The sequence below is a fragment of the Streptomyces sp. NPDC039465 genome (assembly GCF_055639315.1).
In genome coordinates this window covers 391,210-412,501 of the sequence record NZ_JBVKAP010000004.1, presented here as the reverse complement: position 1 = coordinate 412,501, position 21,292 = coordinate 391,210, and the positions used below count along the sequence as shown (strand labels likewise).

At 69.7% G+C, this 21,292-nt stretch carries 30 protein-coding genes and 1 pseudogene; 19 read left to right on the top strand and 12 right to left on the bottom strand.

What is annotated here, in order from left to right:
- Positions 1–114 precede the first annotated feature (114 nt).
- The 7 genes and pseudogenes from ACZ7LT_RS16425 to ACZ7LT_RS16395 all read left to right on the top strand — a co-directional run.
- Positions 115–1,341 (top strand): M6 family metalloprotease domain-containing protein, encoded by a 1,227-nt coding sequence (locus ACZ7LT_RS16425; RefSeq protein WP_471236722.1) that lies wholly within the window; start codon positions 115–117, stop codon positions 1,339–1,341.
- 106 nt (positions 1,342–1,447) lie between these two features.
- Positions 1,448–1,801 (top strand): PadR family transcriptional regulator, encoded by a 354-nt coding sequence (locus tag ACZ7LT_RS16420; protein ID WP_471236721.1) that lies wholly within the window; start codon positions 1,448–1,450, stop codon positions 1,799–1,801.
- A 12-nt stretch (positions 1,802–1,813) separates the two neighbouring features.
- On the top strand, positions 1,814–2,386 hold the full coding sequence (locus tag ACZ7LT_RS16415; protein WP_471236720.1) for an HAAS signaling domain-containing protein: 573 nt from the start codon (positions 1,814–1,816) through the stop codon (positions 2,384–2,386).
- Positions 2,387–2,478: 92 nt separating this feature from the next.
- Positions 2,479–2,736: a PLD nuclease N-terminal domain-containing protein gene (locus tag ACZ7LT_RS16410; RefSeq protein ID WP_471236719.1), complete on the top strand. Its 258-nt coding sequence runs from the start codon at positions 2,479–2,481 to the stop codon at positions 2,734–2,736.
- 276 nt (positions 2,737–3,012) lie between these two features.
- Complete coding sequence (locus ACZ7LT_RS16405) at positions 3,013–3,216, top strand: cold-shock protein (RefSeq protein WP_471236718.1); 204 nt, start codon at positions 3,013–3,015, stop codon at positions 3,214–3,216.
- A gap of 267 nt (positions 3,217–3,483) precedes the next feature.
- Positions 3,484–4,980, top strand: coding sequence for a DEAD/DEAH box helicase (locus ACZ7LT_RS16400; protein ID WP_471236717.1), 1,497 nt, complete (start codon positions 3,484–3,486; stop codon positions 4,978–4,980).
- Positions 4,981–5,026: 46 nt separating this feature from the next.
- Positions 5,027–5,320 (top strand): annotated as a pseudogene (locus ACZ7LT_RS16395) (CBS domain-containing protein); the annotation flags it as partial.
- A gap of 157 nt (positions 5,321–5,477) precedes the next feature.
- Here the strand turns inward: ACZ7LT_RS16395 and ACZ7LT_RS16390 are convergent.
- Complete coding sequence (locus ACZ7LT_RS16390) at positions 5,478–5,837, bottom strand: hypothetical protein (protein WP_471236716.1); 360 nt, start codon at positions 5,835–5,837, stop codon at positions 5,478–5,480.
- 657 nt (positions 5,838–6,494) lie between these two features.
- Between ACZ7LT_RS16390 and ACZ7LT_RS16385 the strand changes: the two genes are divergently transcribed.
- Positions 6,495–6,833 (top strand): helix-turn-helix domain-containing protein, encoded by a 339-nt coding sequence (locus ACZ7LT_RS16385; protein WP_471236715.1) that lies wholly within the window; start codon positions 6,495–6,497, stop codon positions 6,831–6,833.
- 36 nt (positions 6,834–6,869) lie between these two features.
- Here ACZ7LT_RS16385 and ACZ7LT_RS16380 read toward each other — a convergent pair whose 3' ends face one another.
- Genes ACZ7LT_RS16380 through ACZ7LT_RS16370 form a run of 3 tightly spaced genes read right to left on the bottom strand, consistent with a single transcriptional unit; the run spans position 6,870 to position 7,930 of the window.
- Positions 6,870–7,040: a hypothetical protein gene (locus ACZ7LT_RS16380; protein ID WP_471236714.1), complete on the bottom strand. Its 171-nt coding sequence runs from the start codon at positions 7,038–7,040 to the stop codon at positions 6,870–6,872.
- A gap of 42 nt (positions 7,041–7,082) precedes the next feature.
- Entirely contained in the window at positions 7,083–7,439 is a 357-nt protein-coding gene (locus ACZ7LT_RS16375; RefSeq protein WP_471236713.1) for a PRC-barrel domain-containing protein, read from the bottom strand.
- Positions 7,436–7,930: a DUF5994 family protein gene (locus ACZ7LT_RS16370; RefSeq protein ID WP_471236712.1), complete on the bottom strand. Its 495-nt coding sequence runs from the start codon at positions 7,928–7,930 to the stop codon at positions 7,436–7,438. The genes ACZ7LT_RS16375 and ACZ7LT_RS16370 overlap by 4 nt, the downstream gene beginning before the upstream one ends.
- A gap of 283 nt (positions 7,931–8,213) precedes the next feature.
- Between ACZ7LT_RS16370 and ACZ7LT_RS16365 the strand changes: the two genes are divergently transcribed.
- The 4 genes from ACZ7LT_RS16365 (at position 8,214) to ACZ7LT_RS16350 (ending at position 9,681) form a co-directional block, all read left to right on the top strand.
- Positions 8,214–8,792: a DUF5994 family protein gene (locus ACZ7LT_RS16365; protein ID WP_471236711.1), complete on the top strand. Its 579-nt coding sequence runs from the start codon at positions 8,214–8,216 to the stop codon at positions 8,790–8,792.
- A gap of 4 nt (positions 8,793–8,796) precedes the next feature.
- Positions 8,797–9,006 (top strand): hypothetical protein, encoded by a 210-nt coding sequence (locus ACZ7LT_RS16360; protein ID WP_471236710.1) that lies wholly within the window; start codon positions 8,797–8,799, stop codon positions 9,004–9,006.
- A gap of 101 nt (positions 9,007–9,107) precedes the next feature.
- Positions 9,108–9,374 (top strand): hypothetical protein, encoded by a 267-nt coding sequence (locus tag ACZ7LT_RS16355; RefSeq protein ID WP_471236709.1) that lies wholly within the window; start codon positions 9,108–9,110, stop codon positions 9,372–9,374.
- 34 nt (positions 9,375–9,408) lie between these two features.
- Positions 9,409–9,681: a hypothetical protein gene (locus ACZ7LT_RS16350; protein WP_471236708.1), complete on the top strand. Its 273-nt coding sequence runs from the start codon at positions 9,409–9,411 to the stop codon at positions 9,679–9,681.
- A gap of 22 nt (positions 9,682–9,703) precedes the next feature.
- On the opposite strand, the gene ACZ7LT_RS16345 is transcribed toward ACZ7LT_RS16350, so the two are convergent.
- Complete coding sequence (locus ACZ7LT_RS16345; protein ID WP_471236707.1) at positions 9,704–10,246, bottom strand: GNAT family N-acetyltransferase; 543 nt, start codon at positions 10,244–10,246, stop codon at positions 9,704–9,706.
- A gap of 147 nt (positions 10,247–10,393) precedes the next feature.
- On the opposite strand from ACZ7LT_RS16345, the gene ACZ7LT_RS16340 reads away from it, so the two are divergent.
- On the top strand, positions 10,394–11,446 hold the full coding sequence (locus ACZ7LT_RS16340; protein ID WP_471236706.1) for an aldo/keto reductase: 1,053 nt from the start codon (positions 10,394–10,396) through the stop codon (positions 11,444–11,446).
- A 77-nt stretch (positions 11,447–11,523) separates the two neighbouring features.
- Entirely contained in the window at positions 11,524–13,242 is a 1,719-nt protein-coding gene (locus ACZ7LT_RS16335) for a serine/threonine-protein kinase (RefSeq protein WP_471236705.1), read from the top strand.
- Between the two features lie 18 nt (positions 13,243–13,260).
- Here the strand turns inward: ACZ7LT_RS16335 and ACZ7LT_RS16330 are convergent, their stop codons facing one another.
- Positions 13,261–14,052: a nuclease-related domain-containing protein gene (locus ACZ7LT_RS16330; protein ID WP_471236704.1), complete on the bottom strand. Its 792-nt coding sequence runs from the start codon at positions 14,050–14,052 to the stop codon at positions 13,261–13,263.
- 112 nt (positions 14,053–14,164) lie between these two features.
- Positions 14,165–14,464 (bottom strand): hypothetical protein, encoded by a 300-nt coding sequence (locus tag ACZ7LT_RS16325; protein ID WP_471236703.1) that lies wholly within the window; start codon positions 14,462–14,464, stop codon positions 14,165–14,167.
- A 133-nt stretch (positions 14,465–14,597) separates the two neighbouring features.
- Here ACZ7LT_RS16325 and ACZ7LT_RS16320 point away from each other — a divergent pair, with 133 nt between their 5' ends.
- Complete coding sequence (locus ACZ7LT_RS16320) at positions 14,598–15,341, top strand: PP2C family protein-serine/threonine phosphatase (protein ID WP_471236702.1); 744 nt, start codon at positions 14,598–14,600, stop codon at positions 15,339–15,341.
- A 26-nt stretch (positions 15,342–15,367) separates the two neighbouring features.
- Here the strand turns inward: ACZ7LT_RS16320 and ACZ7LT_RS16315 are convergent, their stop codons facing one another.
- Both ACZ7LT_RS16315 and ACZ7LT_RS16310 read right to left on the bottom strand, forming a co-directional pair.
- On the bottom strand, positions 15,368–16,270 hold the full coding sequence (locus ACZ7LT_RS16315; RefSeq protein ID WP_471236981.1) for a sigma-70 family RNA polymerase sigma factor: 903 nt from the start codon (positions 16,268–16,270) through the stop codon (positions 15,368–15,370).
- 145 nt (positions 16,271–16,415) lie between these two features.
- Positions 16,416–17,093, bottom strand: a complete 678-nt coding sequence (locus ACZ7LT_RS16310; RefSeq protein ID WP_471236701.1) for a TetR/AcrR family transcriptional regulator — start codon at positions 17,091–17,093, stop codon at positions 16,416–16,418.
- 146 nt (positions 17,094–17,239) lie between these two features.
- On the opposite strand from ACZ7LT_RS16310, the gene ACZ7LT_RS16305 reads away from it, so the two are divergent.
- Together ACZ7LT_RS16305 and ACZ7LT_RS16300 are read left to right on the top strand one after the other, a co-directional pair.
- Positions 17,240–17,764: a hypothetical protein gene (locus ACZ7LT_RS16305; RefSeq protein ID WP_471236700.1), complete on the top strand. Its 525-nt coding sequence runs from the start codon at positions 17,240–17,242 to the stop codon at positions 17,762–17,764.
- Between the two features lie 50 nt (positions 17,765–17,814).
- Positions 17,815–18,363 carry a hypothetical protein gene (locus ACZ7LT_RS16300; protein WP_471236699.1) on the top strand — a complete coding sequence of 183 codons (549 nt, stop codon included), beginning with the start codon at positions 17,815–17,817 and terminating at the stop codon, positions 18,361–18,363.
- A 27-nt stretch (positions 18,364–18,390) separates the two neighbouring features.
- Here ACZ7LT_RS16300 and ACZ7LT_RS16295 read toward each other — a convergent pair whose 3' ends face one another.
- Together ACZ7LT_RS16295 and ACZ7LT_RS16290 are read right to left on the bottom strand one after the other, a co-directional pair.
- Positions 18,391–18,792: a hypothetical protein gene (locus ACZ7LT_RS16295; protein WP_471236698.1), complete on the bottom strand. Its 402-nt coding sequence runs from the start codon at positions 18,790–18,792 to the stop codon at positions 18,391–18,393.
- Positions 18,793–18,806: 14 nt separating this feature from the next.
- The gene (locus ACZ7LT_RS16290) at positions 18,807–19,199 is read right to left on the bottom strand and encodes a hypothetical protein (protein WP_471236697.1); all 393 of its coding nucleotides are present in this window, start codon (positions 19,197–19,199) and stop codon (positions 18,807–18,809) included.
- 301 nt (positions 19,200–19,500) lie between these two features.
- Between ACZ7LT_RS16290 and ACZ7LT_RS16285 the strand changes: the two genes are divergently transcribed.
- The gene (locus ACZ7LT_RS16285; RefSeq protein WP_471236696.1) at positions 19,501–19,932 is read left to right on the top strand and encodes a subtilase-type protease inhibitor; all 432 of its coding nucleotides are present in this window, start codon (positions 19,501–19,503) and stop codon (positions 19,930–19,932) included.
- Positions 19,933–20,049: 117 nt separating this feature from the next.
- Here ACZ7LT_RS16285 and ACZ7LT_RS16280 read toward each other — a convergent pair whose 3' ends face one another.
- A complete protein-coding gene (locus ACZ7LT_RS16280) occupies positions 20,050–20,124 on the bottom strand; it encodes a 50S ribosomal protein bL37 (protein WP_373297613.1) in 75 nt (24 codons plus the stop codon).
- A gap of 640 nt (positions 20,125–20,764) precedes the next feature.
- On the opposite strand from ACZ7LT_RS16280, the gene ACZ7LT_RS16275 reads away from it, so the two are divergent.
- Positions 20,765–21,265, top strand: coding sequence for a hypothetical protein (locus ACZ7LT_RS16275; protein WP_471236695.1), 501 nt, complete (start codon positions 20,765–20,767; stop codon positions 21,263–21,265).
- Positions 21,266–21,292: the final 27 nt, after the last annotated feature.

The following is a 21,292-nucleotide window of genomic DNA, read 5'->3' as shown; positions in this document are numbered from 1 at the left end:
CACATTCGTCGGCAGGCAACAGAATGTCATGCCCGCATCACTCCGAGCGGGCTCCATTCCCCCACAGAGGCACACCTCTCCCCACGAGGCGTACCTCTCCCACGGAGGCACACCATGAGATCCTCACTCGCGTCGCGGCGCCCGCGCTTCGCGGCGCCCGCACTCGCCCTGTCCGCCCTGCTCGCCTTGCTCGCCCTGGTCACGGTCCCCGCCGACACCGCCCATGGGGCCAACGGAAGCACCTCGGCATGCGCGCTCCAAGGGACGACCGGCTACACCGACGAGGGCCAGCAAACCGACTACAACCGGTTCCAGGAACCGGCGGGCACCAAGCGCGTGGGCGTGATCTACGTGGACTTCCCCGACACCGTCGGGACCACCACGCCCCTCGACCGTTACTACAACCAAATATCCGGCGCCGCCGACTGGATGTGGAAGGCCTCCAACGGCAAGGTCTGGCTGGACATGCGAGCCCCGCACGGCAACTGGGTGCGCATGCCGAAGAAGTCCACCGAGTACAACTGGGCGCGCGGGTTCTCCTGGGACACACACCGGATATACGTGAAGGACGCGCTCGCCGGTGCCGCCAACGCAGGTGTGAACCTCGCCAACTACGACATGTTCTACATCGTGCCGACCAGCAACGCGGCCGCGATCACCCACACACCCACCTGGGTCCAGGACCCCGCCAACCCGACCTGGGTCTGGAACAAGGCGACGAACGCCTGGGTGGCGATCAAGTGGGCCGTGACCTTCGGACAGGACATGTGGCACTGGGGCTACAAGGTCGCCAACCACGAGACCGGCCACACCTTCGGCCTGCCCGACCTCTACGCCTTCAACGGCGAACAGCACCAGTACGTCGGCGGCTGGGACGTCATGGGCAAGGTGAGCGGACCGGCCCCGCAGTTCCTCGGCTGGCACGCATGGAAGCTCGGATGGATCACGGACAGCCAGGTCTCCTGCCTGTCCACGAACACCACCTACGCCACCAACCTGAACGGGGTGGAGTACGGGGGCAGCGGCTACAAGCTGGCCGTCATCAAGACCAGCGCCACCACGGCCTACATCGCCGAGTCCCGCAAGGCCGCCAACAACGACTCCAACACCTGCGCCACCGGCGTACTGATCTACAAGGTCGACACCTCGGTCACCAGCGGCAGTGGACCGGTCCGGGTGGTGAGCAACCCCAAAGCCGCCGCACCCACCGGGAACTGCAGCACGCTGGACATGCAGACCTGGAAACCCGGCCAGACGTTCCAGGACGACACCGCCCGCATCCGGATCCACGTGAACAGCTCCGACGCGTACAACGACACCGTCTGGACCTACAAGTGGTGACCGCGTAGCCCACATCTCTCTGGGGCTGCCCGCCGGAGTCGGCGGTCAGCCCCGTCCCGTGAAGTCGGTACGCGCCGGCGAGGGATAACCAGGTACTATGCAATGCATGGAACCTGACATCGCAGGTAAGCCCGTCGCAGGCAAGGCGGAGAGCCAGCTCCGAAAAGGGGTGCTGGAGTACTGCGTGCTTGCGATCTTGCGGGATGGCCCGCGCTACGGCGTGGAGCTGCTCGAAACCCTCGGGGCGGTGAACGTCATGACCACGAGCCAAGGGACCATCTACCCCTTGCTGTCGCGGCTGCGCCGGGACGGACTGGTGGAGACCCACTGGCAGGAGTCCCCCAGCGGGCCGCCCCGGCGCTACTACGAGCTGACGCCATCGGGGCATGCGGCGCTGAAGGAGTTCACCGCCATCTGGCCGCACTTCCGTGACGCGGTCGACCACTTCATCACCGACTGACAGGAGACCGCTGTGACGATCACCGAGCACCCGCTGGTGAAGAACTACCTGGCCACCGCGGCGCGTGAGGCGGCCGGACTCGGCCCGGAACGCCGCAACGAGCTGCTGGCCGACCTGGAGGAGCACATCGCCGTGACCCTCGCGGAACAGTCCGCTTCCGGCGACGACGAGGTCCGCGCCGTGCTCACACGCCTCGGCGACCCGCGCACCATCGCGGCCACCGCACTCGGCGACGAGCCCCCCGCCCCTCCCGCTCCGCAGGTGAGCCGGGTACGTCCCCTCGCCCTGCTGGTACTGCTGGTGGTGATCGGCCCCCTGACGGTCTTCACACCCCTCCTGAGCATCGCCCTGATCGCCCCGATCTGGTTGCTGTGGGCCGGGTCGCAGTGGCACACCCGGGACAAGGTGATCGGAACGGTGGCCGCCCTCGCGCCGCCGGCATTCGGAGTCGCGCAGTGGGCGATCCCCGCGGGCGCGATCAACCTCGGCCTCGGAGCGTTGTTCATTCCGCTCGGCCTGGCCCTCCTGGCGCTCCCGATCGCCGCCGGCGTCTATCTGCTGTGGGCGGCGAGGCGCCCGGCGTGACAGGGGCTCACCTGCCGCCCCCACCGCCGTTGACCGGCACGCCCAGCCCGACCGGCGAACTCTGAGACCCCCACCAGCAAGAGGAGAGAACCATGCAGGCTCAGCTCACACACCAGATGGCCCTTGCCCCTACGGGCGACATCCTGATCGCCTGCGCAGCAGCTGCTGTGGTCGCGGGCTGTCTCGCGGCGTTCTTCGGCGCTCTGCTCAGCATCGTCAGGTCTGACGTCACCGGGGGGATGAAGCTGATCTGGGTCGTTTTCGTCTTCATGGCCCCATTCCTCGGGAGCCTGCTCTGGTTCCTCATCGGTCGCCGCGATTCCCCGCGTCGTCGGCCAGGCATCGCCTGATTCCAAGAGCGCCACCTCCACCGTGGCGCGGCAGATCCGAAAATATCTGTGCCCGCGGGCTGAGAGTTTAACGGGCCCCGCTGGGAGAGTTTTTGTCGCAGCGCGCGGAGTGGAATTATTTTACCCACACAGGCCACTTCGGCGTGCTACTGTCGGTCCCAGTTGCAGTCGTGGTTCCCAAAATTCTTCCGGTCATTTTCCGGGCGGGGCATCATCGCGGCGACACGGCGTTCGTGCAGTGCGGACGCTGGTGTACTGCCCCAAAGGAGATTTGACATGGCATCTGGCACCGTGAAGTGGTTCAACGCGGCCAAGGGTTTCGGCTTCATCGAGCAGGACGGTGGCGGGCCCGACGTGTTCGCCCACTTCTCGAACATAGCCTCCCAGGGCTTCCGTGAGCTGCTCGAAGGCCAGAAGGTCACCTTCGACATCGCGCAGGGCCAGAAGGGCCCGACGGCCGAGAACATCGTTCCCGCCTGACGCTGACGCGTATTTCGTAGCTGGGGCCCGCATCCCTCGGGGTGCGGGCCCCAGCTGCACGTATTTTTCGCGGTGGTTCCACCTGCGGAATCAGAATTCCCGGTGACACAGCTCCTCGGAGCCGTATCCAGGTCGATGTACCGGATTTCACGTCCGCCGGCATCACCCATTTCACTTTCGCATTTCATTCGGCCCGTTCTTGTGATTCCCCGCGCTCTTTCGCTGTGGGAATTCCTTTGGTACGCGCCGTATCAAGGAAGGTTCTGCATGAACCCCACACGTACGAACGACCGCTCCTCCCGCACCCGCCGCCGCACCGGCGGCCCCGCTTTCGGCTCCGCCGCAGCTCCGGCTCGGGGCAGCCGCTTCGGTTCGTCCGTCCCCAGCCGGTCGGGCGGCCGCGGCCGTCGATCCGCCGCAGGTCAGAGCGAGTTCGCCCTGCCGAAGACGATCACTCCGGCGCTGCCCGCCGTCGAGGCGTTCGCGGCCCTCGACATGCCCGCCGAGCTCCTGGCCGCGCTCACCGCGCAGGGCCTGTCCGTGCCGTTCCCGATCCAGGGCGCGACCCTGCCGAACTCTCTGGCGGGCCGTGACGTGCTGGGACGCGGCCGTACCGGCTCCGGCAAGACCCTCGCCTTCGGCCTGGCCCTCCTGGCCCGCACCGCCGGGCAGCGCGCCGAGCCCCGTCAGCCGCTCGCGCTGGTTCTGGTCCCCACCAGGGAGCTCGCCCAGCAGGTGACCGACGCCCTCACTCCCTACGCCCGCGCCGTCAAGCTCCGCCTGGCGACCGTGGTCGGCGGCATGCCGATCGGGCGCCAGGCCGGCGCCCTGCGCAGCGGCGCCGAAGTCGTCGTCGCCACCCCCGGCCGTCTCAAGGACCTCATCGACCGGGGCGACTGCCGCCTGAACCAGGTCGCGATCACCGTCCTGGACGAGGCCGACCAGATGGCCGACATGGGCTTCATGCCCCAGGTCACCGCCCTCCTGGACCAGGTCCGCCCCGAGGGCCAGCGCATGCTGTTCTCCGCGACCCTGGACCGTAACGTCGACCTCCTGGTCCGCCGCTACCTCACGGACCCCGTCGTCCACTCCGTCGACCCGTCCCAGGGTGCGGTCACCACGATGGAACACCACGTCCTGCACGTGAACGGCGCCGACAAGCACGCCACCACCACCGAGATCGCTGCCCGCGACAGCCGCGTCATCATGTTCCTCGACACCAAGCACGCCGTGGACCGCCTCACCCAGGACCTCCTCAACAGCGGCGTACGGGCAGCCGCCCTGCACGGCGGGAAGTCACAGCCGCAGCGCACCCGCACCCTGACCCAGTTCAAGACCGGGCACGTCACCGTCCTGGTCGCGACGAACGTCGCCGCCCGCGGCATTCACGTCGACAACCTCGACCTCGTCGTCAACGTGGACCCGCCGACCGACCACAAGGACTACCTCCACCGCGGCGGCCGCACCGCGCGGGCCGGCGAGTCCGGCCGTGTCGTCACCCTGGTCACCCCCAACCAGCGCCGCGACATGACCCGCCTCATGGCCGCCGCCGGCATCGTCCCCCAGACCACCCAGGTCCGCTCCGGCGAAGAGGTACTCAACCGGATCACCGGCGCCCAGGCCCCCTCCGGCGTCCCCGTCACCATCACCGCGCCGGCGCCCGAGCGGCGTAAGCGGAGCGCGGCATCCCGCGGTCGGCGCCGTCCCGCTTCGGCAGCCCGGCGCGTGAGCGTACGGCGGCCCGCCTTTGACGCGGCGGCCTGAGCAGCACGTGACCAGGAATCTGACCCATCTCCGCAGGAGGCACGTTTTGACGCTGGTCCAGATGCAGCCCCGCTCGGCGAGTGCCACCCCCGCGCTCAGGACGGCGGCCAACGCCACGGACACCGAGGCACCGCAGGTCTGCGACGACATGACCGTTGAAGTGGCCCTGTCCGTCATGGCCAGTGCCCGCGCAGGACATCTGCTCATCTGCGACGACGACGGCCTGTGCACCCAGCTGGTCACCCAGGCCCAGCTGGCCGCCGTCCGCGACGGCACCACGTACACGGACCGCATCCGGCTGCGCGACGTCCTCGGCGACCGCGGGCCGTTCACCTCGCCCCGCAGCGCTACGAGCGCCCTCGTCCCTGCCTGAACTGCCTGAACCGTCTGACCGACGGGACCGGCGTGAGCCGCCGCCAGAAGAGCGAGGAGGGCCCGACCAGCGCGCGCTGGTCGGGCCCTCCCGCGTACCGGCGGATTCTCCGCGTGGCGCCGGGTCAGTGGTCGGAGTAGCTGAAGTCGCCCATGGTCCAGGCGCTGACCTCCGCGATCGAGACGCGATACATCCCGCCCGTATCCGGGATCCCCACCGTGCCCTGAAGGATGCGGGCCAGGTGGAAGTGCAGATGCGTGGGCGGCCCCTCCCCGCGTGTCGTGGCGGCGAAGATGGCGGAGAACTCACCCAATCGGGCCGAGTCGGTCAGGACCTCCGACACCCGCTGCCTCCATACGGCTTCGGGAGCCAGCCGGCCGGTGATGACGGCCCCACCGGTGACCACGGTCAGGGACATCTGATTGCTCTGCCCGGACTCCACCAAGGCCGCGACGTCAACGAGCAGTTCGTCAGGCTTCGACATGAGAGCCGATTCTATTCACCGGCCGTCCCGCCCGGCTGCTCTTCCCCCCTGGACCGATCGTGAAGATCTATCTCCCCTCAGGGCGCCCGAAAATCTATGTCGGCCGGGGTAGACATTGGGTGGTGGCGTGGGTATGGTTTTTCTCGTAGCCCAGAGAGACAAGAGGGCCTGGCAGAGACGAACTGCCGGGAAGCAGTACCCGCAGTACATGCAGTACACGTAGTTGCAGTTCGCAGGACGGTGCGGTGGTGGAGTTTCGAAGCCACGGTTGTCGCAGGACGGCGACGGGACTGACGACCGCACTGGGTGGCCCGCAGTGATCAGGGGCCGCCATGAGCAGTTCGCAGTACCAGCAGTACCAGCAGTACGCAGTTCCGCGTTTGGCAAGTAGTTGATCACCGAGGGAAGAACGGAGGAGCCGAGCGCCATCAGGATCGCCCGGGTGGCAGTGAGCCCGGGTACCGCAGGACATCCGATAGTGAGGTGGTCTCCGGTCAAGCAACCGCGATCCCCGCACACCCGACGGCATCACGGTCGGGTCGGCGGAAACAGAGGGCCGGCGCAGTAGCAGGGCCGGCAGATGGTGTAGTAGTTCCTTCGGGGCCCTGGTGCCGTACGGCACCAGGGCCCCTCCACGCGTTCCACATGAGAGGTGCAATGACAGCAGACGACTCGTTCAACCGGCTCGATGACGACGACTACCCCGCCTACACGATGGGCCGGGCCGCCGAGATGATCGGCACCAGTCAGAGTTTCCTGCGCGCCCTCGGCGAAGCGCGTCTGATCACCCCGCTCCGCTCCGCGGGCGGCCACCGCCGCTACTCCCGCTACCAGCTGCGCATCGCCGCCCGCGCCCGAGAGCTCGTCGACCAGGGCACCCCCATCGAGGCCGCCTGCCGCATCATCGTCCTCGAAGACCAGCTCGAAGAAGCCCAGCGCATCAACGCCGAGTACCGCCGCGCCGCCGGATCGTCCTCTCCGCCGGCCTCGGACTGAGGGGACTGTCCCGACCAGCTCCCCCGGTGGCCCGGGTCACCGAAGCGGGCGTCGGCGGCCGGCGAGGCGCATGGGTATCGCGGCGTGGACGAGGGCTGACACGAGCACCGCGATGCCGATGAACAGAAGGAAGAGGAGTCCGTCGACGACGGCGCCGATGATGCCCAGCACGATCGCGACGATGATCAGGGCCAGGAAGAGCGACAAGAGGTCCGCCGCCTCGGTCGTGTCCTCGGTGGTGCGGGCGGCTCAGCGGCGGGCCAGCTGCCGTTCACCGTTCGCCCCGGGGGTGTAGGCGAGGCCGTAGTGTCCGAAGACCGCTTCCTCGTCCCCGGCGGGAAGTACGTCGTCGGTGCCGATCGAAGGGCACTGCTTCACCAGCGCCTTGTCGTGGGCGACCTTCACATAGCCCGGCCCCACCGTCGCACCTTCCAGGGGGACGAACACCAGACGGTAGCGGGTGGGCAGGCCGATCCGGATCGTGGCCATGGACGGCTCGTCGGTGCTGGTGTCGACGTAGATCGCCTCCAGCTCTCCGATTCGGCGGCCCCGGGTGTCCACCACGTCGTGGGTTCGCCACTCACGGATGTCAGCCATCTGGATCATCCCAACTCCTCATCGTCGGTTACCGGTTCGGGAAGCGTGGCGACCAGGATCTCGGCGGCCTGACTGACGTTTTCGGCATCGACCGCCCGGGCCATCGCCGCGCGGGCCGTATCCGCCGTGGTGTGCGGCGGGACGACCAACAGGGCGAAGTGATCGTTGTCGCCACGGGTGATGAGGACGGTGTCGTCGCCGACGGGGAAGGAGTCGAGGTGCACGACACGGTCGTCGACGACCACACGCGTCGGGACCTCCTCCCAGGCGGCGGTGTCCAGGCCGACCCTCGTGATGGGGCCGAGGTGTGCGGTGAGCGCCTCGATCAGGGCGGGCAGCTCGGACACGACGTCACGGGAGCGGGGCCACCACGCGCCGTCCAGGACGCCTTCGCGGGAGTGCGTCGTCTGCAGCCGGAGCACCGCCGTGCCGGGCTTCACCGCTCGGTGGATCTCGTCCGGGAGGAGCTTCCGAGGGGTGGGGGTGTCAGATTCGGCCATGGTGGTTCGCCTGCCTGTGCGGGGCCGCCGGCACCTCATGGCCGACGAGATACCGCCGTGGTCTCACGGTACTCCGCGCGCCTGCGATCACGCCCGCGAGCATCGGCCGGGCGGGTGTTCCGGGCCGAAAATCCGCTGGTCAGAAACCCCTCGTCCGGCCAGGGGGCGGAGTACGCTGAAAGTACCGGGAGTAAGTCGAACACCCGCTCCCACGCGGACGTCGTTTCCGGCGATCAAGACACTGGGCCGCCCCGCAGGGCGGCCCGGAGACGGGTCCGCGATCATGACCACCATCGCACCCCCGCTTTCGGCGCGCCTGGCGCTGACACCGAAGACCACCCTCGCCGGCCAGTTGGACGGCGCCTGGTGGCCGTACTCACGCGATCTCGCGGCTGAGCTGCCACCCCTGGTCGACGCGATGGAGGGCCGCTTCGGACGCATCACGCGCGTCACGGTGAACCCCACCCGTTGGCCCGTCGTCCCGCACAAGGTTCCCGTCACCGGGCACACCGTGCACGTGGGCTGGTTCACCGAACAGGATCCCGACAAGATGATCCTGCTCTCCTACACCATCGGCCGCTGCGACCTGCTGGTGATCCCGCCCGAGACCGAACCCGCCGCAGCCGCCCGGCTCATGGCCGCCGCCGCGATCCCCGGCAGCGTCCTCACCGCCGGTGTGCTGATCTCCGACGAAGCCGCGACCGGCCGCCGTATGCGGGAGGCCCCGAGCAGCGAGGACGCCTGGGAGACCGACGGTGGGTCCGCCCCGCCGCCCCTCCGGCACCCGGTCACCCATCCGGTCGCCCGGCACCCGGTCGTCGGCGCGCGGATGATCCCTTTGCCGGGGAACATGCGGAGATGACGCCATGGAGACCGTGATCACGCTCGCGGCAGGCGCCCTTCTGATCGCGCTCGGCATACGCCTGATCCACCGGCTCAACGCCCAGCACGACGCACGCATCGCGGCCTACCACTTCAGCGACCCCTTCCCGGCGATCAGCCGGCCACCCGGCCACAGCCCCCACAGGCCGTCAGGGCGGACCCCCAGCCGCAGGCTCACGGGCACCTGGCCCTGACCCCAGACCATTCCTCCGACCGAAGGCGGCGGGTGGGGCACCCGACACCCGGGACAACCCACCCGCCGGCCTCTCGCTCGTCCCCTGAAGGGACCACCGCCTTGTACGCCACCGAGCACGCCACCCTGCCGCAGGCAGGACACGCCGAGATCCGTATCGTCGCCGCCACCCCCGACGCCGCCCGCGCGGTCGCCGAAGTCATCCGCCGCTCCTTCGACGGGGCGGAGCAGCGCAGCTATCCCGTTCCCGAAGGCGGAACGCGGCTCCACCTCACCGTGGACACCGAATCCGCCGCGGAACCCGCCCGCTCCTGGCTCACCACCAGCAGACCGTCCGCCGGCACCGGCATCCACGACGACGAAGTCTGAGGAGCGACCCTCACAGGAACGAAAGGACTCGATCATGGCGACCCTCCGCGAGCGTCAGGTCTACCGCGAACGGGTCCTGACCGCCCTCTACGAAGCCAGCGAAGGCAACCGTCTCCTCGGGGTCCCCGGGCGCAAGCTGCGGAACGACCTACGCATCCCGGAGGAAGACCTGGCCGCCGCCTGCACCTACCTGGCCGGCGAGGGCCTGATCACCGTCGACTGGGAACCGGGCAACACACCCGCGATGGTCTCCCTGACCCACCAGGGGATCAGACGTATGGAGGCCGAGGAGGCTGAGCGCGGCTGACTGGCCGCAACCGGACGGCGACCTACACCTTCGCGTCCGGCTTCCAGTCCTGGGCGAGGAGACCGAGCAGCACCTCGTCCATGAACCCGCCCATCACCCAGGCCGAGGAGCGCATCACGCCCTCGCGGACGAAGCCGTTGCGTTCGGCGGAGCGCAGCATCGCGGTGTTGTCCGAGAGTGTCTCGATCTGCAGCCGCTGCAGGCCGCGCACGGTGAAACCGTAGTGGCACAGCACCGCGACCACGTCGGTGCCGTAGCCCTTGCCGCGGCAGGACGGCAGCAGTCCAAGGCCGATGTGCGCGGCCCGGTTGTGGGTGTCGATGCCCCACAGCGTCGCGGTGCCGACGAGGGTGTCGCCCGCCAGCTCCACCACGGAGAACTGGACGCTCCCCTGGTTCGTGTCGTCCACGACGAGCCGCGGATCCTTCGAGCCGGGCGTGATCGGCCGCCACGGCCCGCTCTCGGCCCGCGAGGCGTTCGCCACGTCGTCGTAGAGCTCGGTCCGCAGGATCGGGATGTCGTCCTCGTACCGGGCCCTGAGCCCTACCTTGCCGCCTCTTAGCATGCGAGCTTCTTATCCGGCCGCACTGGCCGGCGGCAAACCAATAAGCAGTCGCTCCGCCTCGCTTGCGTTAGAGCGGACTCTAGATCGTAGAGTCCCGGGCACCAGGGCGGGGGCACCACCCGGCCCATGCCATCGGGGGGTTCGGCAATGCGTTACCGCGTTCTCGGCGGGACAGGCATCGAAGTGAGTACGTACTGCCTCGGGACCATGATGTTCGGCTCCGTCGGCAACCCCGACCACGACGACTGCGTACGGATCATCCATGCCGCCCTCGACCAGGGCATCAACTTCGTGGACACCGCCGACATGTACTCCGCGGGCGAGTCCGAGGAGATCGTGGGCAAGGCGCTGCAGGGGCGCAGGGACGATGTCGTGCTCGCCACCAAGGTGCACTTCCCGATGGGTGAGGGGCGCAACCGCGGGGGCAATTCGCGGCGCTGGATCGTACGGGAGGTGGAGGAGAGCCTCCGGCGGCTTCGTACCGACTGGATCGACCTGTATCAAGTGCACCGGCCGGATCACACGACCGATGTCGAGGAGACTCTGTCCGCGCTCGGCGATCTGGTGCGTGCGGGCAAGATCCGCGCGTTCGGATGCTCGACCTTTCCCGCCGAGGAGATCGTCGAGGCCCATCATGTGGCCGAGCGGCGGGGGCTCCAGCGGTTCCGCACCGAGCAGCCGCCCTACTCGCTGCTGGCGCGCGGGGTCGAGGCGAGCGTCCTGCCCGTGGTTCAGCGGCTCGGCATGGGCGCGCTGACCTGGAGCCCGCTCGCCTCCGGCTTCCTCACCGGCCGCTACCGCAAGGGCCGGTCCATCGACCTCGGCAGCGGGCGGGCCGCGCTCACCCCGGCTCGCTTCGACCCCACGCTGCCGGAGAACGCGCGCAAGCTCGACGCCGTGGAGGAGCTGGTGGGCGTGGCCGACCGACTCGGCTGCACGCTCCCCGAGTTGGCGGTGGCCTTTCCGCTCACACACCCGGCCGTGACCTCGGTCATCATCGGGCCGCGCACGCTCCAGCAGCTCCAGGACGCGCTCAAGGGGGCCGCGCTCGTCCTCGACGACGCCGCTCTCGACCGGATCGACGAGATTGTCCCGCCCGGCACGAACCTCTACCACCCCGACGGCGCCTGGCGCCCGCCGTACCTCACCGACCCCGCGCGGCGACGCCGTCCGCTGGTGGACGACCGGGCGGCGGCCTGAGCGCTCCGTGCCGGCCCCCTGCCTCTACCCTTGGGCCGCGAGACGGACAAGGACGAAGCGGTGGAACGGAGCGTGCGGTGACGACGGGGGAAGCCAATGGCGGAGACCTCATAGGCAAGCTGCTCGGGGGGCGCTACCGCGTGACCTCGATGATCGGGCGCGGTGGCATGGGTGTGGTCGCCCGGGCCGTCGACGAACTGCTCAACAGGGAAGTCGCCGTCAAGGTCCTGCGGGCCTACACCGACGCCTCCGCGCACGAACTCGCCGGTCTGCGGGTCCGGATGCAGCGGGAGGCGCAGGCCGCCGCGCGGATCCGGCACAGCGGTGTGGTCACGGTGCACGACGTGACCGAGGAGCAGGGCCTGCCGGTCATCGTCATGGAACTCGTCGACGGGCCCTCGCTCGACGACGTGCTCACGGAGCGCGGCACGCTCGCGCCGCACGAAGCGGCCGCGATCGGCGCCAAGTTGATGGACGCGCTCGACGCCGCGCACCGCGTCGGCGTACTGCACCGGGACGTCAAGCCGGGGAACGTGCTCCTGGAGCACGGCGAGCGAAGCGAGATGGGGGTCCCCCCGGCCGGAGGCTGGGGGAGGGTCGTGCTCACCGACTTCGGCATCGCCAGCATGGACGCCTCCGGCGACGACGCCATGGACAAGCTGACCCGCAGCGGGCAGATCGTCGGCTCCCTCGACTATCTGCCGCCGGAGCGCGCGCAGGGCAGGGAGCCCGGGCCCGCGTCGGACATCTGGTCGCTCGGTATGACGTTGTACGCGGCGGTGGAGGGCGCTTCGCCGTTCCGCCGTACGTCCGCGTGGTCCACCCTGGCGGCGATCGTCACCGAGCCGCTGCCGGAACCCCGGCAGGCCGGTCCCCTCACGCCCGTGCTGCGGGCGCTGATGGCGAAGGAGCCGGAGAGCCGGCCCACCGCCGAGCAGGCACGCGCGATGCTGGAGCAGGTGGCCGCGGGCGCGACGGTCACCCTCGCACCGCAGGCCCCGCTGCGTACGCCGACCGAGGCCGCGATCCCGACGCCGCCGCCCGGGTTCGGCCCCGCCCCGGCCCACGCCGCTCACCCGGCTCACCCGGCTCATCCGCAGGCTCCGTACACCGGCCACCCCGGGGCCCCCGCCGGGGCCGCCGCCGTCGAAACGAGCCGCGTCGCAGCCCGTCGCGCGCGGCGCCGCAGCCGTACCGTCGTCGGGGCCGCGGCAGCCGTCGCGCTCCTCGCCGCGGGCGGTGGGATCACCTACGCGCTGACGGGCGGACAGGGCGGCGGTACGACCGCGGCGGGCGGGCAGGCGACGCCGCCCGGCGTCAGTTCACCCGCGAGCAGCACCCCGGCCCCCGCCGGTTCTCCCGGCGCCTCCTCGCAGCCGTCTGCCCCGAAGGAGACGGACGGCCGCAAGGACAAGGACCGGGACAAGGAGACGGGTCCCACAGCGACGACCAGCGACAAGCCGACGGCGGGGGCGCCCGCCTCCCCCAAGGCCACACCCAGTTCCACGGTGAAGGAGCCCACCCCGGTGTCGACGGCGTGCACCGGCTGGGCTCACGCGAACCGCAGCGACGGATACGGCTACGTGTCCCAGAGCACCCACCTCTACACCGGTCCGTACGCGGAGTGCTCCTTCGTGACCGCGGTCAAGTCCGGCGTGAAGATCTTCTACCACTGCTACGTCACCAACGCCCATGGCAACAAGTGGATCTACGCCCGTATCGAAGGCACGAGCACCGAGGGCTGGGTGTTCAGCGACAAGTCCACCCTGAAGAGCGGCTCACTGGCCCGCTGCTGACGCGGCACGAGGCGAGGCTCAGGCGGTCAGCCAGCAGCGGCGGTCGCGGGCCACGGTGTGGACACGCTCCACCTGGGCGGCGTCGAGGGCGCCCGACGTCGGTCCCAGCGAGGCCACTTCGCGTTCCTGATAGACCCTCACCTCCAGCTGTGTGGGGACGACGTCCAGCTTGGACACGTCGACCCAGACGAGTACCGGCTGTACGGGCACGGAGAAGCCGCAGTGCCGTTCCAGGGCCGCGGCGACACGGTGTGCCTCGGCGCGGAGGTCGAGGACGTACGGCTGGGGGTCACCGCCGTCGATCCGGAGCGTGTCGTCCCCGACCCACACCGCCTTCTCGGGGTGGTGCCTGGTGTGGATGGTGAAGACGCCGCCGGGGCCGATCAGCAGGTGCTCGATGTCCGTGCCGCCGGGCAGCGGTACGGCGTGCAGGACGCGCCAGCCCCTCTTGGTCAGCCGGTCCAGCTCGGCGCCCACGCGCGCCTCGGCGGCCCGACCGGGTCTCCGGCTCAGCAGGCGGGTCGCGATCCGGCCGAGGAGGCCGGTGGCGGGGCGCTCGGCGGCCAGGTCGTGGTCGGGGGTGAGGGGCGGGAGGGAATCGGGGACCGGGGCGGCCGTCGGGCCCGACTGGGGCGGGCCGGGGTCCTGCCGGGCCAGGGCGTCCACCGCCGCGTCGCCGTACTTGCGGTCGAGGAAGGTGATCTCCCCGGTCGTACGGTCGGCCCACGCGACGGCGGTGCCGTCCGGGAGGTTGACGTAGAGACGATCGTGTCCGTGCCGCTTCCACGAGGTGACCCGCAGCTCGCGCATCGAACCCTCACCCCCCGGTCGGTCCTGTCGGCCGCGCCCCCGCGGGCCGTGTCGCCATCGGAGCACCGGCGCGACGGCGCTCACAAGTGCGCATTCGGGGAAGGGCTTTGCGTCAGGGCTTCAGATTGCTGAAGGCCACTTCGAAACGCTCGACCGAGACGATCCGCTGGCCCTCGCGTTGCGCGGTCTGCTCGCGGATCTCGGTGGCGCGTTGTTCGCTCGCCCGCATGGTCTGCTCGTCCTGCCACAGGGTCAGCGACCTGGCCCTTCCGGTGGCCCGGTCGACGAGGTAGTACACACCGACAAAGCCGGGGAGCTCCTGGACCTGCTGGACGATCGCCTCCGAATTGGCGGCCAGGTCTCCCTCGGCGGGTACCGGTGATCCCTCGTAGGTGCTCAGCCTTGCGAACATCGCCGACCATCCTTTCCACGACTGCCCCCCACCCCACGACCAGGGTCCTCCCAGTCGGCAGGGGCCGCATGCCGACGCCGCTCCCGCGCGGGACAATGAGGGTGACGCCCCTTGGGAGAGGCGGGTCGCCGACGTGCCGTACATCGCCGTGACTGCCTTGAGCCATGCCGGGCTGGTCCGCGAGCACAACGAGGACAGCCTGGTCATCGGCCCGTGGACGCTGTGCGGCACCGTCACCGAGAACCCCCAGACCCTCCTCTTCCCCCTCGGCACCCCGCTCGTCGTGGCGATCGCCGACGGGCTCGGCGGGCAGCCGGCCGGGGAGGTGGCCAGTGCGCTGGTCGTACGGCAGCTGGCCGCGCTCGGGCCCGCACTGGACGGGGCGGAGGCCGTACGTGAGGCCCTGGACCTGTGCAACGAGGAGCTGTACGCGGCCGCGGCGGGCCGGCCGGAGCTGGCCACGATGGGGACCACCGTCGCCGGGATGGTCGTACGGGGCAGGTCGCCGCTGACGTTCAACGTCGGCGACAGCCGGGTGTACGACGCGTCCGGGGATACGTTCCGGCAGGTCAGCGTGGACGACAGCCCGCCGCCGCCACCGGGGCGGCGTACGACGTCGGCAGTGACGCAGACGCTGGGCGGCAGCGAGCGGCCCATCGCCGTCACGCCCCACGTCACGGCCCTGGAGGCGGGCGCCGGCGCCGCCCGCTGGCTCCTGTGCAGCGACGGGCTCACGGATCCGGTGCCGGACGAGGAGATCGGCGCCGTACTGCGGGTGCACGACGACGGCCGGGCCGCCTTCGAGCTGTGGAAGGCGGCCATGCGGGCCGGCGGGCCCGACAACATCACGCTCGCGCTCGTACGCCTCGGTGAGTAGGCGCACGAGCGCGACGCTCGTCCCGCTCAGCCGGTGAACGGCTCCAGGTCGAGGACGCCCAGACGGTCCGGGTCGGTGAGGATGTCCAGGGCCGTGACCTTTCCCTCGCGGATCGTGAACGCCATGAGCGAGAGCGGACGGCCCTCCGCCGTCGCGAGGACTCCCGCCGCGCCGTTGACCAGGGCCGGTACGGACGCCTCGGCGAAGCGGGCGAAGGTGATGGCCTGGCCGGCCACCGCCGCGGCGCCGCGGATCAGCATGGCCGGGCGCAGGGCGCCGCCGTCGGAGCGGGCCACGATGTCCGGGTCCAGGACCGCGACGAGGGCCTCGAAGTCGCCGCCGCGGGCGGCGGCGAGGAAGGCGTCCACGATCTCGCGCTGGCGCGTGAGGTCGCAGTCGGGCGCCGGGGCCGCGCCCTGGACCCGGCGGCGGGCGCGGCTGGCGAGCTGGCGGGTGGCGGTCGGGGTGCGGCCCACGATGGGCGCGATGTCGTCGAAGGGGACGGCGAAGAGGTCGTGCAGGACGAACGCGAGCCGCTCGGCGGGGGCGAGCGTGTCCAGGACGACGAGCAGCGCGAGGCCGACCGAGTCGGCCAGCAGCGCCTCGTGTTCGGGGTCGATCACGTCCCCGGCGCCGACGACCGGATCGGGCAGCCGTACCGGCTCGTCGAGCGATTCCTCGCGGCGCGAGGTACGGGAGCGCAGCATGTCCAGGCAGATCCGGCCGACGACCGTGGTCAGCCAGCCACCCAGGTTCTCGACGCCGTCCGTCCCGGCACGGCTGAGCCGGAGCCACGCCTCCTGGACGGCGTCGTCCGCCTCGTTGAGCGAGCCCAGCATGCGGTAGGCCACCGCCTTCAGATGGCTGCGGTGGGCCTCGAAGCGCTCCGCGAGCAGGTCGTTCGCCTCGGCCGCGCCCCTCGGCTCCATCGTCCCCATCGCCCCCGTCGATTCCATCTGCCTCGTCCGCCCCATCGGTCGTATCGGTTCCGTCGGTCGTATCGGTTCCATCTGTCCTTCTCCTCGCCGCCAGCCCTCGGTGCGTTGACGGAGCAACGTCCGCCGCGTGTGACGCTCAGCCGTCGGCGAGCCGGTCCTCAAGGCCGTTGAGGATGGCGGTGAGACCGAACGCGAAGGTGTTGTCGGGCGCGGCGTTGTAGTCGGTCCCGCTGGCGGACTCGATACGGGCGCGCAGCCTCGGGTACTGCATCGCGATCTCCGTGGCCTGTGCCAGGGTTTCGCGGATCTGTGCCTCCGGGTCGCCGCCGTTGCGGCTGAGCCTGCGGGTGAGGGAGACGGTGGCGGCGTCGCCCGCGGCGTTGCCGAGGACGAAGGTGAAGACGGTGGCGACGGCCTGGTCGGCCTCGGTGCCGGTGAAGCCCGCCTTCTCGTAGAGGCCGATCATGTGCTCGTCGACCCGTGACTTGGCCGGGCCGTACAGCAGATGAGCGGCCAGGGCCTGGAGCAGCCAGGGGTGGCGGGTCATCATCGCGTGCATGCTGTTCGCCATGGCCGTGGCCGCCTCGCGCCACTCCAGCGCGTCGATGTCGGGCAGCTCGACCTCCTTCCAGACCTCGTCACTGGCCAGCCGGACCAGGTTGTCCTTGTTCTTGACGTGCCAGTAGACGGCGGTGGCGGCCGAGCCCAGCCGGTTGCCCAGGGCGCGCATGTTGAGGCCGTCGAGCCCGTCGGCGTCCAGGAGCTCGATGGCGGCCCTGACGATCTGGTCCGCGGTGAGTGTGTTCTGTGCCATGACCCCAGCATAGTTGAACTAAGTGCAAGAGAAGCCCAAAAGAGCTCATGGAAGAGACTTGCACTTAGTTCAAGTCTCCTTCTAAGCTGCACTTGCACTTAGTGCAAGTCCCCGGCGCGAAGCCCGACCCCCTCGAAGGAGACGACATGTCCAGCACCACCACCGCCCTCTTCCAGCTCCTGATCGCCCTCGCCTTCATCAGCATCCCGCTCGTCCGGGCCCGCTACGGAGCCCGCGCACAGAGCGCCGTCGAGAACGAGCTCGGCCGCCAGGGCGTCCGTACCAGCGTCATGGCCGAGAACGGCATGCGGCTCGACGCCGGCGGCCACGAGACCTGGGCCCCGCTCGGCATCGCCACCACGATGGCCTCGCTGGCCGCCCTCAACCTCTTCGGCAACAGCTGGGGCGAGACCCTCTCGTGGTACCTCCAGCCCCTGGTCCTGCTGATCAACTGCGTGATCCTCTACAGCAACCTCACCGCCACGGCCTCCGTCACCGCCGCCTTCGCCAAGAGCGGCGACAGCGAGCTCCAGCGCATCGACGTCAAGGCCATGCTCACCGCCGCCGAGAAGGGCTTCCCCCGCTGGGTCATGCCCTACCTGCAGAACATCCGTCACACCGTCGTCTTCGCCGGCTCGCTCACGGTCCTCGCCCTCCTCGCCACCAGCTGACCCGTCAACCCGCCAGCCCCTTGACGCTCACCCTCACCCTGGAGCCCGCCATGCCACTCTCCGTCACCGTCGCCATCACCCTCCAACTCCTCCTCGCTGCCGTCTTCTTCGTCATCCCCGTCACGGTCTGGATCCACGGCGGCCACGCCCAGCGGGCGGCCGAAGCGGAGATGGGCCGACAGGGCCACGCCTCCACCGTCCTCGCCCAGCACGGCATCCGGTTCAAGGAGGAGATCTGGGAGCTGCTGCTCGCGCTCGGCATCGGGGTGTGCCTGACGGCGCTGGCCGCACTCAACCTCACGGGGAGCGGCACCGGCCGCCTCCTGTCGTGGATCGCCGAGCCGGTCGTCCTGCTCGTCGTCGGCTTCATCACCACGGGCCAGGTCTTCGCCCGGCAGTACACCGAGGCGGCCTTCAGGAAGTCCACCGACCCGGCCGTGCGGCGCATCGACGCCCGCGCCGTCATCGCCGCCGCGAGCGGCGGGTTCCCCGCCTGGCTGCGGCCGCTGGTCCTGCTGCGCTTCCTGCTCGCGACCGTGGGCTCGGGGCTCGTCATCGTCCTGCTGACGACGGACGCGGCCGGCGCGTACTTCCGGTAGGCCGCCGGCCCCGCCCGACACCCCATCTCAGTCCACGTCGCCCCAGGTCATGTCCGGACCGGGCGGCCACGGCTGGGAGAAGTCGAAGAGAGTCGGGTCGTCGATCTCCCGGACGGCCTTGCGCCAGGACGGGCGGCCGGAGAGCAGGAACCCCCGCCAGCCGCCCGAGATCAGCAGATACATGGACGCCGGATCGTTCTCCACGCCATGGTGGTCCGCGATCTCCGCCGTCTCCTCCACCGTCGCCTTACGGATCTCGAGGCCGCGCATCAGCGCGTTGACGCAGATGCTGTCCACATGGCCGGCATACACCTCGATCCGAGGCGCGGGGGCCAGCTTCACATCGGTGTCGCTGCGGAGCAGCAACGCCTTGTGCGACACCGTGTAACTCCAGAGCTTGAACAGCCGCTCCGGCTCACTGAACTGCATAGAGACCCTTCCACTCAGCGGCGGGAATTCCTGCCCGGCGGCTCGGGCGGCTGCACCGACTTGGGCTGCGGGACATCGTCCACCTTCTCGTTCTCGTGGTACCACGTGACCGACTCCCAGGACCGGCCGCCGTAGTCCTCCCCGTCCTCCAGACCGGTGTCGTAGGCCGTGACGTTCCGCGCCACGACGCTCATCTCCCAGGCCGTGCCGCAGCCCTCCGGCGGGTGCTTCTGCTTCTCGCCGGTACCGAACGGCTTCCCTCGCTCGACCGCCTGGTCGAAGGCGTCCGCGATCGACTGCGGAGTGCCGCCCGCGCCCGGCATCCCGGCCAGGGTGATGTGCAGGTCCACCCGCGGGTCCGACACCGCGCCCATCCCCCGCATCACACAGCACTTCGCAGCATGCATGTGCGAAGAGCCTGTCATGGTCGCCGGGGAAGCGATCAAGGCGGATCCGGGGCCGCGCGGGACCCCCGGGAGGCCGGGGGTTCAAGCCGTTCGTCGAAGCGGGGGATCCGGCCAACTCGGGCCTGGGAAAGCGTTTACCGCACGCAGATCCTGGGAACGCCCGTTCCCCATGCGTCACTTCTCGCCACTGATTGAGCACGTAACGTTACCGAAACACATGGGGTCGATGTGTGTTTCGGCGACGTTCCCGCAAGACTCGCGGTCACCGATCAGGCACCACTCGAGCGGAAGGATGCACACAATGCGAACCACCGCACGCTGGGCAGCGACGATCACGTTGGCGGCAACAGCCGTTGGCTGGCCGCTGACCGCCGCCGTCGCCCAGCCTGCCCCCACGCCCGCCTCCCTCTACGCCCCTTCGGCCCTGGTACTCACCGTGGGCCATGGCGAGAGCGCGGCCGACACGACAGTGGAGCGGGCCGTGACCCTCGTCTGTGAGCCCACGGCGGCCGGGAGCCACCCGGACGCGGAGGGTGCCTGCGGGCAACTCCGCCAGTCCCGTGGTGACTTCGACAGGCTGCCCGAGAGCACGGTGGGCGTGTGCACACGGGAGTACAACCCCGTGGTCGTGACGGCGGAGGGCGTCTGGCAGGGCAGCCGCGTCTCGTACGAGCGCGTCTTCGCCAACGACTGCGTACGCAAGTCCCAGGGTTCGCGCGTGTTCTCGTTCTGAACCTCCCCGCGTGGCGCGTGCGATCCATAGGCACGAGTCCGTACGCATGAGAGAGCCCCAGGCCGTCGGCCTGGGGCTTTCTCGCGCACCTCGCGTCCACGGATCAGGCGCGGGGGATCAGGCGTTGGGACGCTTGCCGTGGTTCGCGCCCTTCTTCTTACGGGCTCGGCGCTTGTTGCCTCGTTTGGACATGGAGCACATCTCCCTGAATCGGGATTTTCCGGCCGTCGCCAGTCTAGGTTCGCGGCGACACACCCGCATCAGCAGCCCCTTCGGCGCCGTATACAGGCGGTACACAGTTTCGAACAGCGTTCAACTTCAGAGCATTCAGCTTCAGAGCGCTCGACAACACAGGCGTGGGGGCCTTCATGGCACTGTTCGGAAACGCCACACGATCGACCCGGTGACGGCACAGCAGGACTACGCCGCTGCTGGGCCAGGGGGGAACAGGTGCACGCCGCGTACCTGGTGATACGGGACACGATGCTCTTCAAGGGCGTCCCGCCCCGATCGGGGCGAACGTCCGGGCGTGCGATGGTCCGACCGATTTGCCTTTGTCAACCGATCGGTAACTCACGCGACTGCAAAGCGACATTGCCGTACGCGAACTTCGCGGAGAGCTGCGAAGCACGCTGACAAAGTGTCATACTGGCGCCGCAGCCCTTCGTGCATCCCCCGTCGCGAAGGGCTGTTCATATGCCCGGACACACCAAGTCCCCCACGGGCAGGGGACTCCCCTCGTGGCCCCCTGTCCGTGTTTTTTCGAGTTAACAGTGGCGTAGAGTGTTTGCGCAAGTCCAGTTGACCGCGGACGTGAACGTGGGGGGTTCCAGTGGGAAACGGCGGCGAGCAGACGCCCGAGCCGGAGCGCACGACCGAGCTGCCGACGGGCCCGGCGCCCGAGCCGGCGCCCGAGTTGACGACGTTGCAGCAGAAGGTCGAGTACATGGTGGAGAAGACCTTCCCGGGGCAGAAGGTCTCCGGCCGGTTCTTCGCCGATCTCGTCAAGGAGCGCGGGGGTTCCCTCTCGCACAGTTATTTCTCCAACATCCTGGCCGGGAAGGTGACCCACCCCTCCGAGGACATCCTCAAGGCGCTCGGCCTGGGCTTCGGGGTCGACTGGCGGTTCTTCAAGGAGGAGTCCGAGGTCGTCGACGACGTCGTCGCCGGTCTCCAGTTCCTGGCCAAGCGGCGTACGGGCGAGATCAGCGGGATCGCCGGGCGGGGGCTCGACGACGACGGACTCCCTGCCGAGCTGCTGGAGTTCGCGCTCTCGCTCCTGGAGGAGGCCAAGGGCCCCCGGCAGGACACCGACCAGGAGCCGTCGGCCTAGCCCCACAGACACGTGTCCCGCAAAGGC

Coding starts and splice junctions, on each gene's coding strand:
- ACZ7LT_RS16390 (WP_471236716.1), bottom strand. CDS start 5,837: ATGTCGAAGCCTGACGAACTGCTCGTTGACGTCGCGGCCTTGGTGGAG.
- ACZ7LT_RS16310 (WP_471236701.1), bottom strand. CDS start 17,093: ATGGCACAGAACACACTCACCGCGGACCAGATCGTCAGGGCCGCCATC.
- ACZ7LT_RS16305 (WP_471236700.1), top strand. CDS start 17,240: ATGTCCAGCACCACCACCGCCCTCTTCCAGCTCCTGATCGCCCTCGCC.
- ACZ7LT_RS16360 (WP_471236710.1), top strand. CDS start 8,797: ATGGAGACCGTGATCACGCTCGCGGCAGGCGCCCTTCTGATCGCGCTC.
- ACZ7LT_RS16405 (WP_471236718.1), top strand. CDS start 3,013: ATGGCATCTGGCACCGTGAAGTGGTTCAACGCGGCCAAGGGTTTCGGC.
- ACZ7LT_RS16385 (WP_471236715.1), top strand. CDS start 6,495: ATGACAGCAGACGACTCGTTCAACCGGCTCGATGACGACGACTACCCC.
- ACZ7LT_RS16345 (WP_471236707.1), bottom strand. CDS start 10,246: ATGCTAAGAGGCGGCAAGGTAGGGCTCAGGGCCCGGTACGAGGACGAC.
- ACZ7LT_RS16285 (WP_471236696.1), top strand. CDS start 19,501: ATGCGAACCACCGCACGCTGGGCAGCGACGATCACGTTGGCGGCAACA.
- ACZ7LT_RS16370 (WP_471236712.1), bottom strand. CDS start 7,930: ATGGCCGAATCTGACACCCCCACCCCTCGGAAGCTCCTCCCGGACGAG.
- ACZ7LT_RS16400 (WP_471236717.1), top strand. CDS start 3,484: ATGAACCCCACACGTACGAACGACCGCTCCTCCCGCACCCGCCGCCGC.
- ACZ7LT_RS16410 (WP_471236719.1), top strand. CDS start 2,479: ATGCAGGCTCAGCTCACACACCAGATGGCCCTTGCCCCTACGGGCGAC.
- ACZ7LT_RS16420 (WP_471236721.1), top strand. CDS start 1,448: ATGGAACCTGACATCGCAGGTAAGCCCGTCGCAGGCAAGGCGGAGAGC.
- ACZ7LT_RS16290 (WP_471236697.1), bottom strand. CDS start 19,199: ATGCATGCTGCGAAGTGCTGTGTGATGCGGGGGATGGGCGCGGTGTCG.
- ACZ7LT_RS16425 (WP_471236722.1), top strand. CDS start 115: ATGAGATCCTCACTCGCGTCGCGGCGCCCGCGCTTCGCGGCGCCCGCA.
- ACZ7LT_RS16295 (WP_471236698.1), bottom strand. CDS start 18,792: ATGCAGTTCAGTGAGCCGGAGCGGCTGTTCAAGCTCTGGAGTTACACG.
- ACZ7LT_RS16325 (WP_471236703.1), bottom strand. CDS start 14,464: ATGTTCGCAAGGCTGAGCACCTACGAGGGATCACCGGTACCCGCCGAG.
- ACZ7LT_RS16375 (WP_471236713.1), bottom strand. CDS start 7,439: ATGATCCAGATGGCTGACATCCGTGAGTGGCGAACCCACGACGTGGTG.
- ACZ7LT_RS16315 (WP_471236981.1), bottom strand. CDS start 16,270: ATGGAGCCGAGGGGCGCGGCCGAGGCGAACGACCTGCTCGCGGAGCGC.
- ACZ7LT_RS16340 (WP_471236706.1), top strand. CDS start 10,394: ATGCGTTACCGCGTTCTCGGCGGGACAGGCATCGAAGTGAGTACGTAC.
- ACZ7LT_RS16300 (WP_471236699.1), top strand. CDS start 17,815: ATGCCACTCTCCGTCACCGTCGCCATCACCCTCCAACTCCTCCTCGCT.
- ACZ7LT_RS16365 (WP_471236711.1), top strand. CDS start 8,214: ATGACCACCATCGCACCCCCGCTTTCGGCGCGCCTGGCGCTGACACCG.
- ACZ7LT_RS16330 (WP_471236704.1), bottom strand. CDS start 14,052: ATGCGCGAGCTGCGGGTCACCTCGTGGAAGCGGCACGGACACGATCGT.
- ACZ7LT_RS16350 (WP_471236708.1), top strand. CDS start 9,409: ATGGCGACCCTCCGCGAGCGTCAGGTCTACCGCGAACGGGTCCTGACC.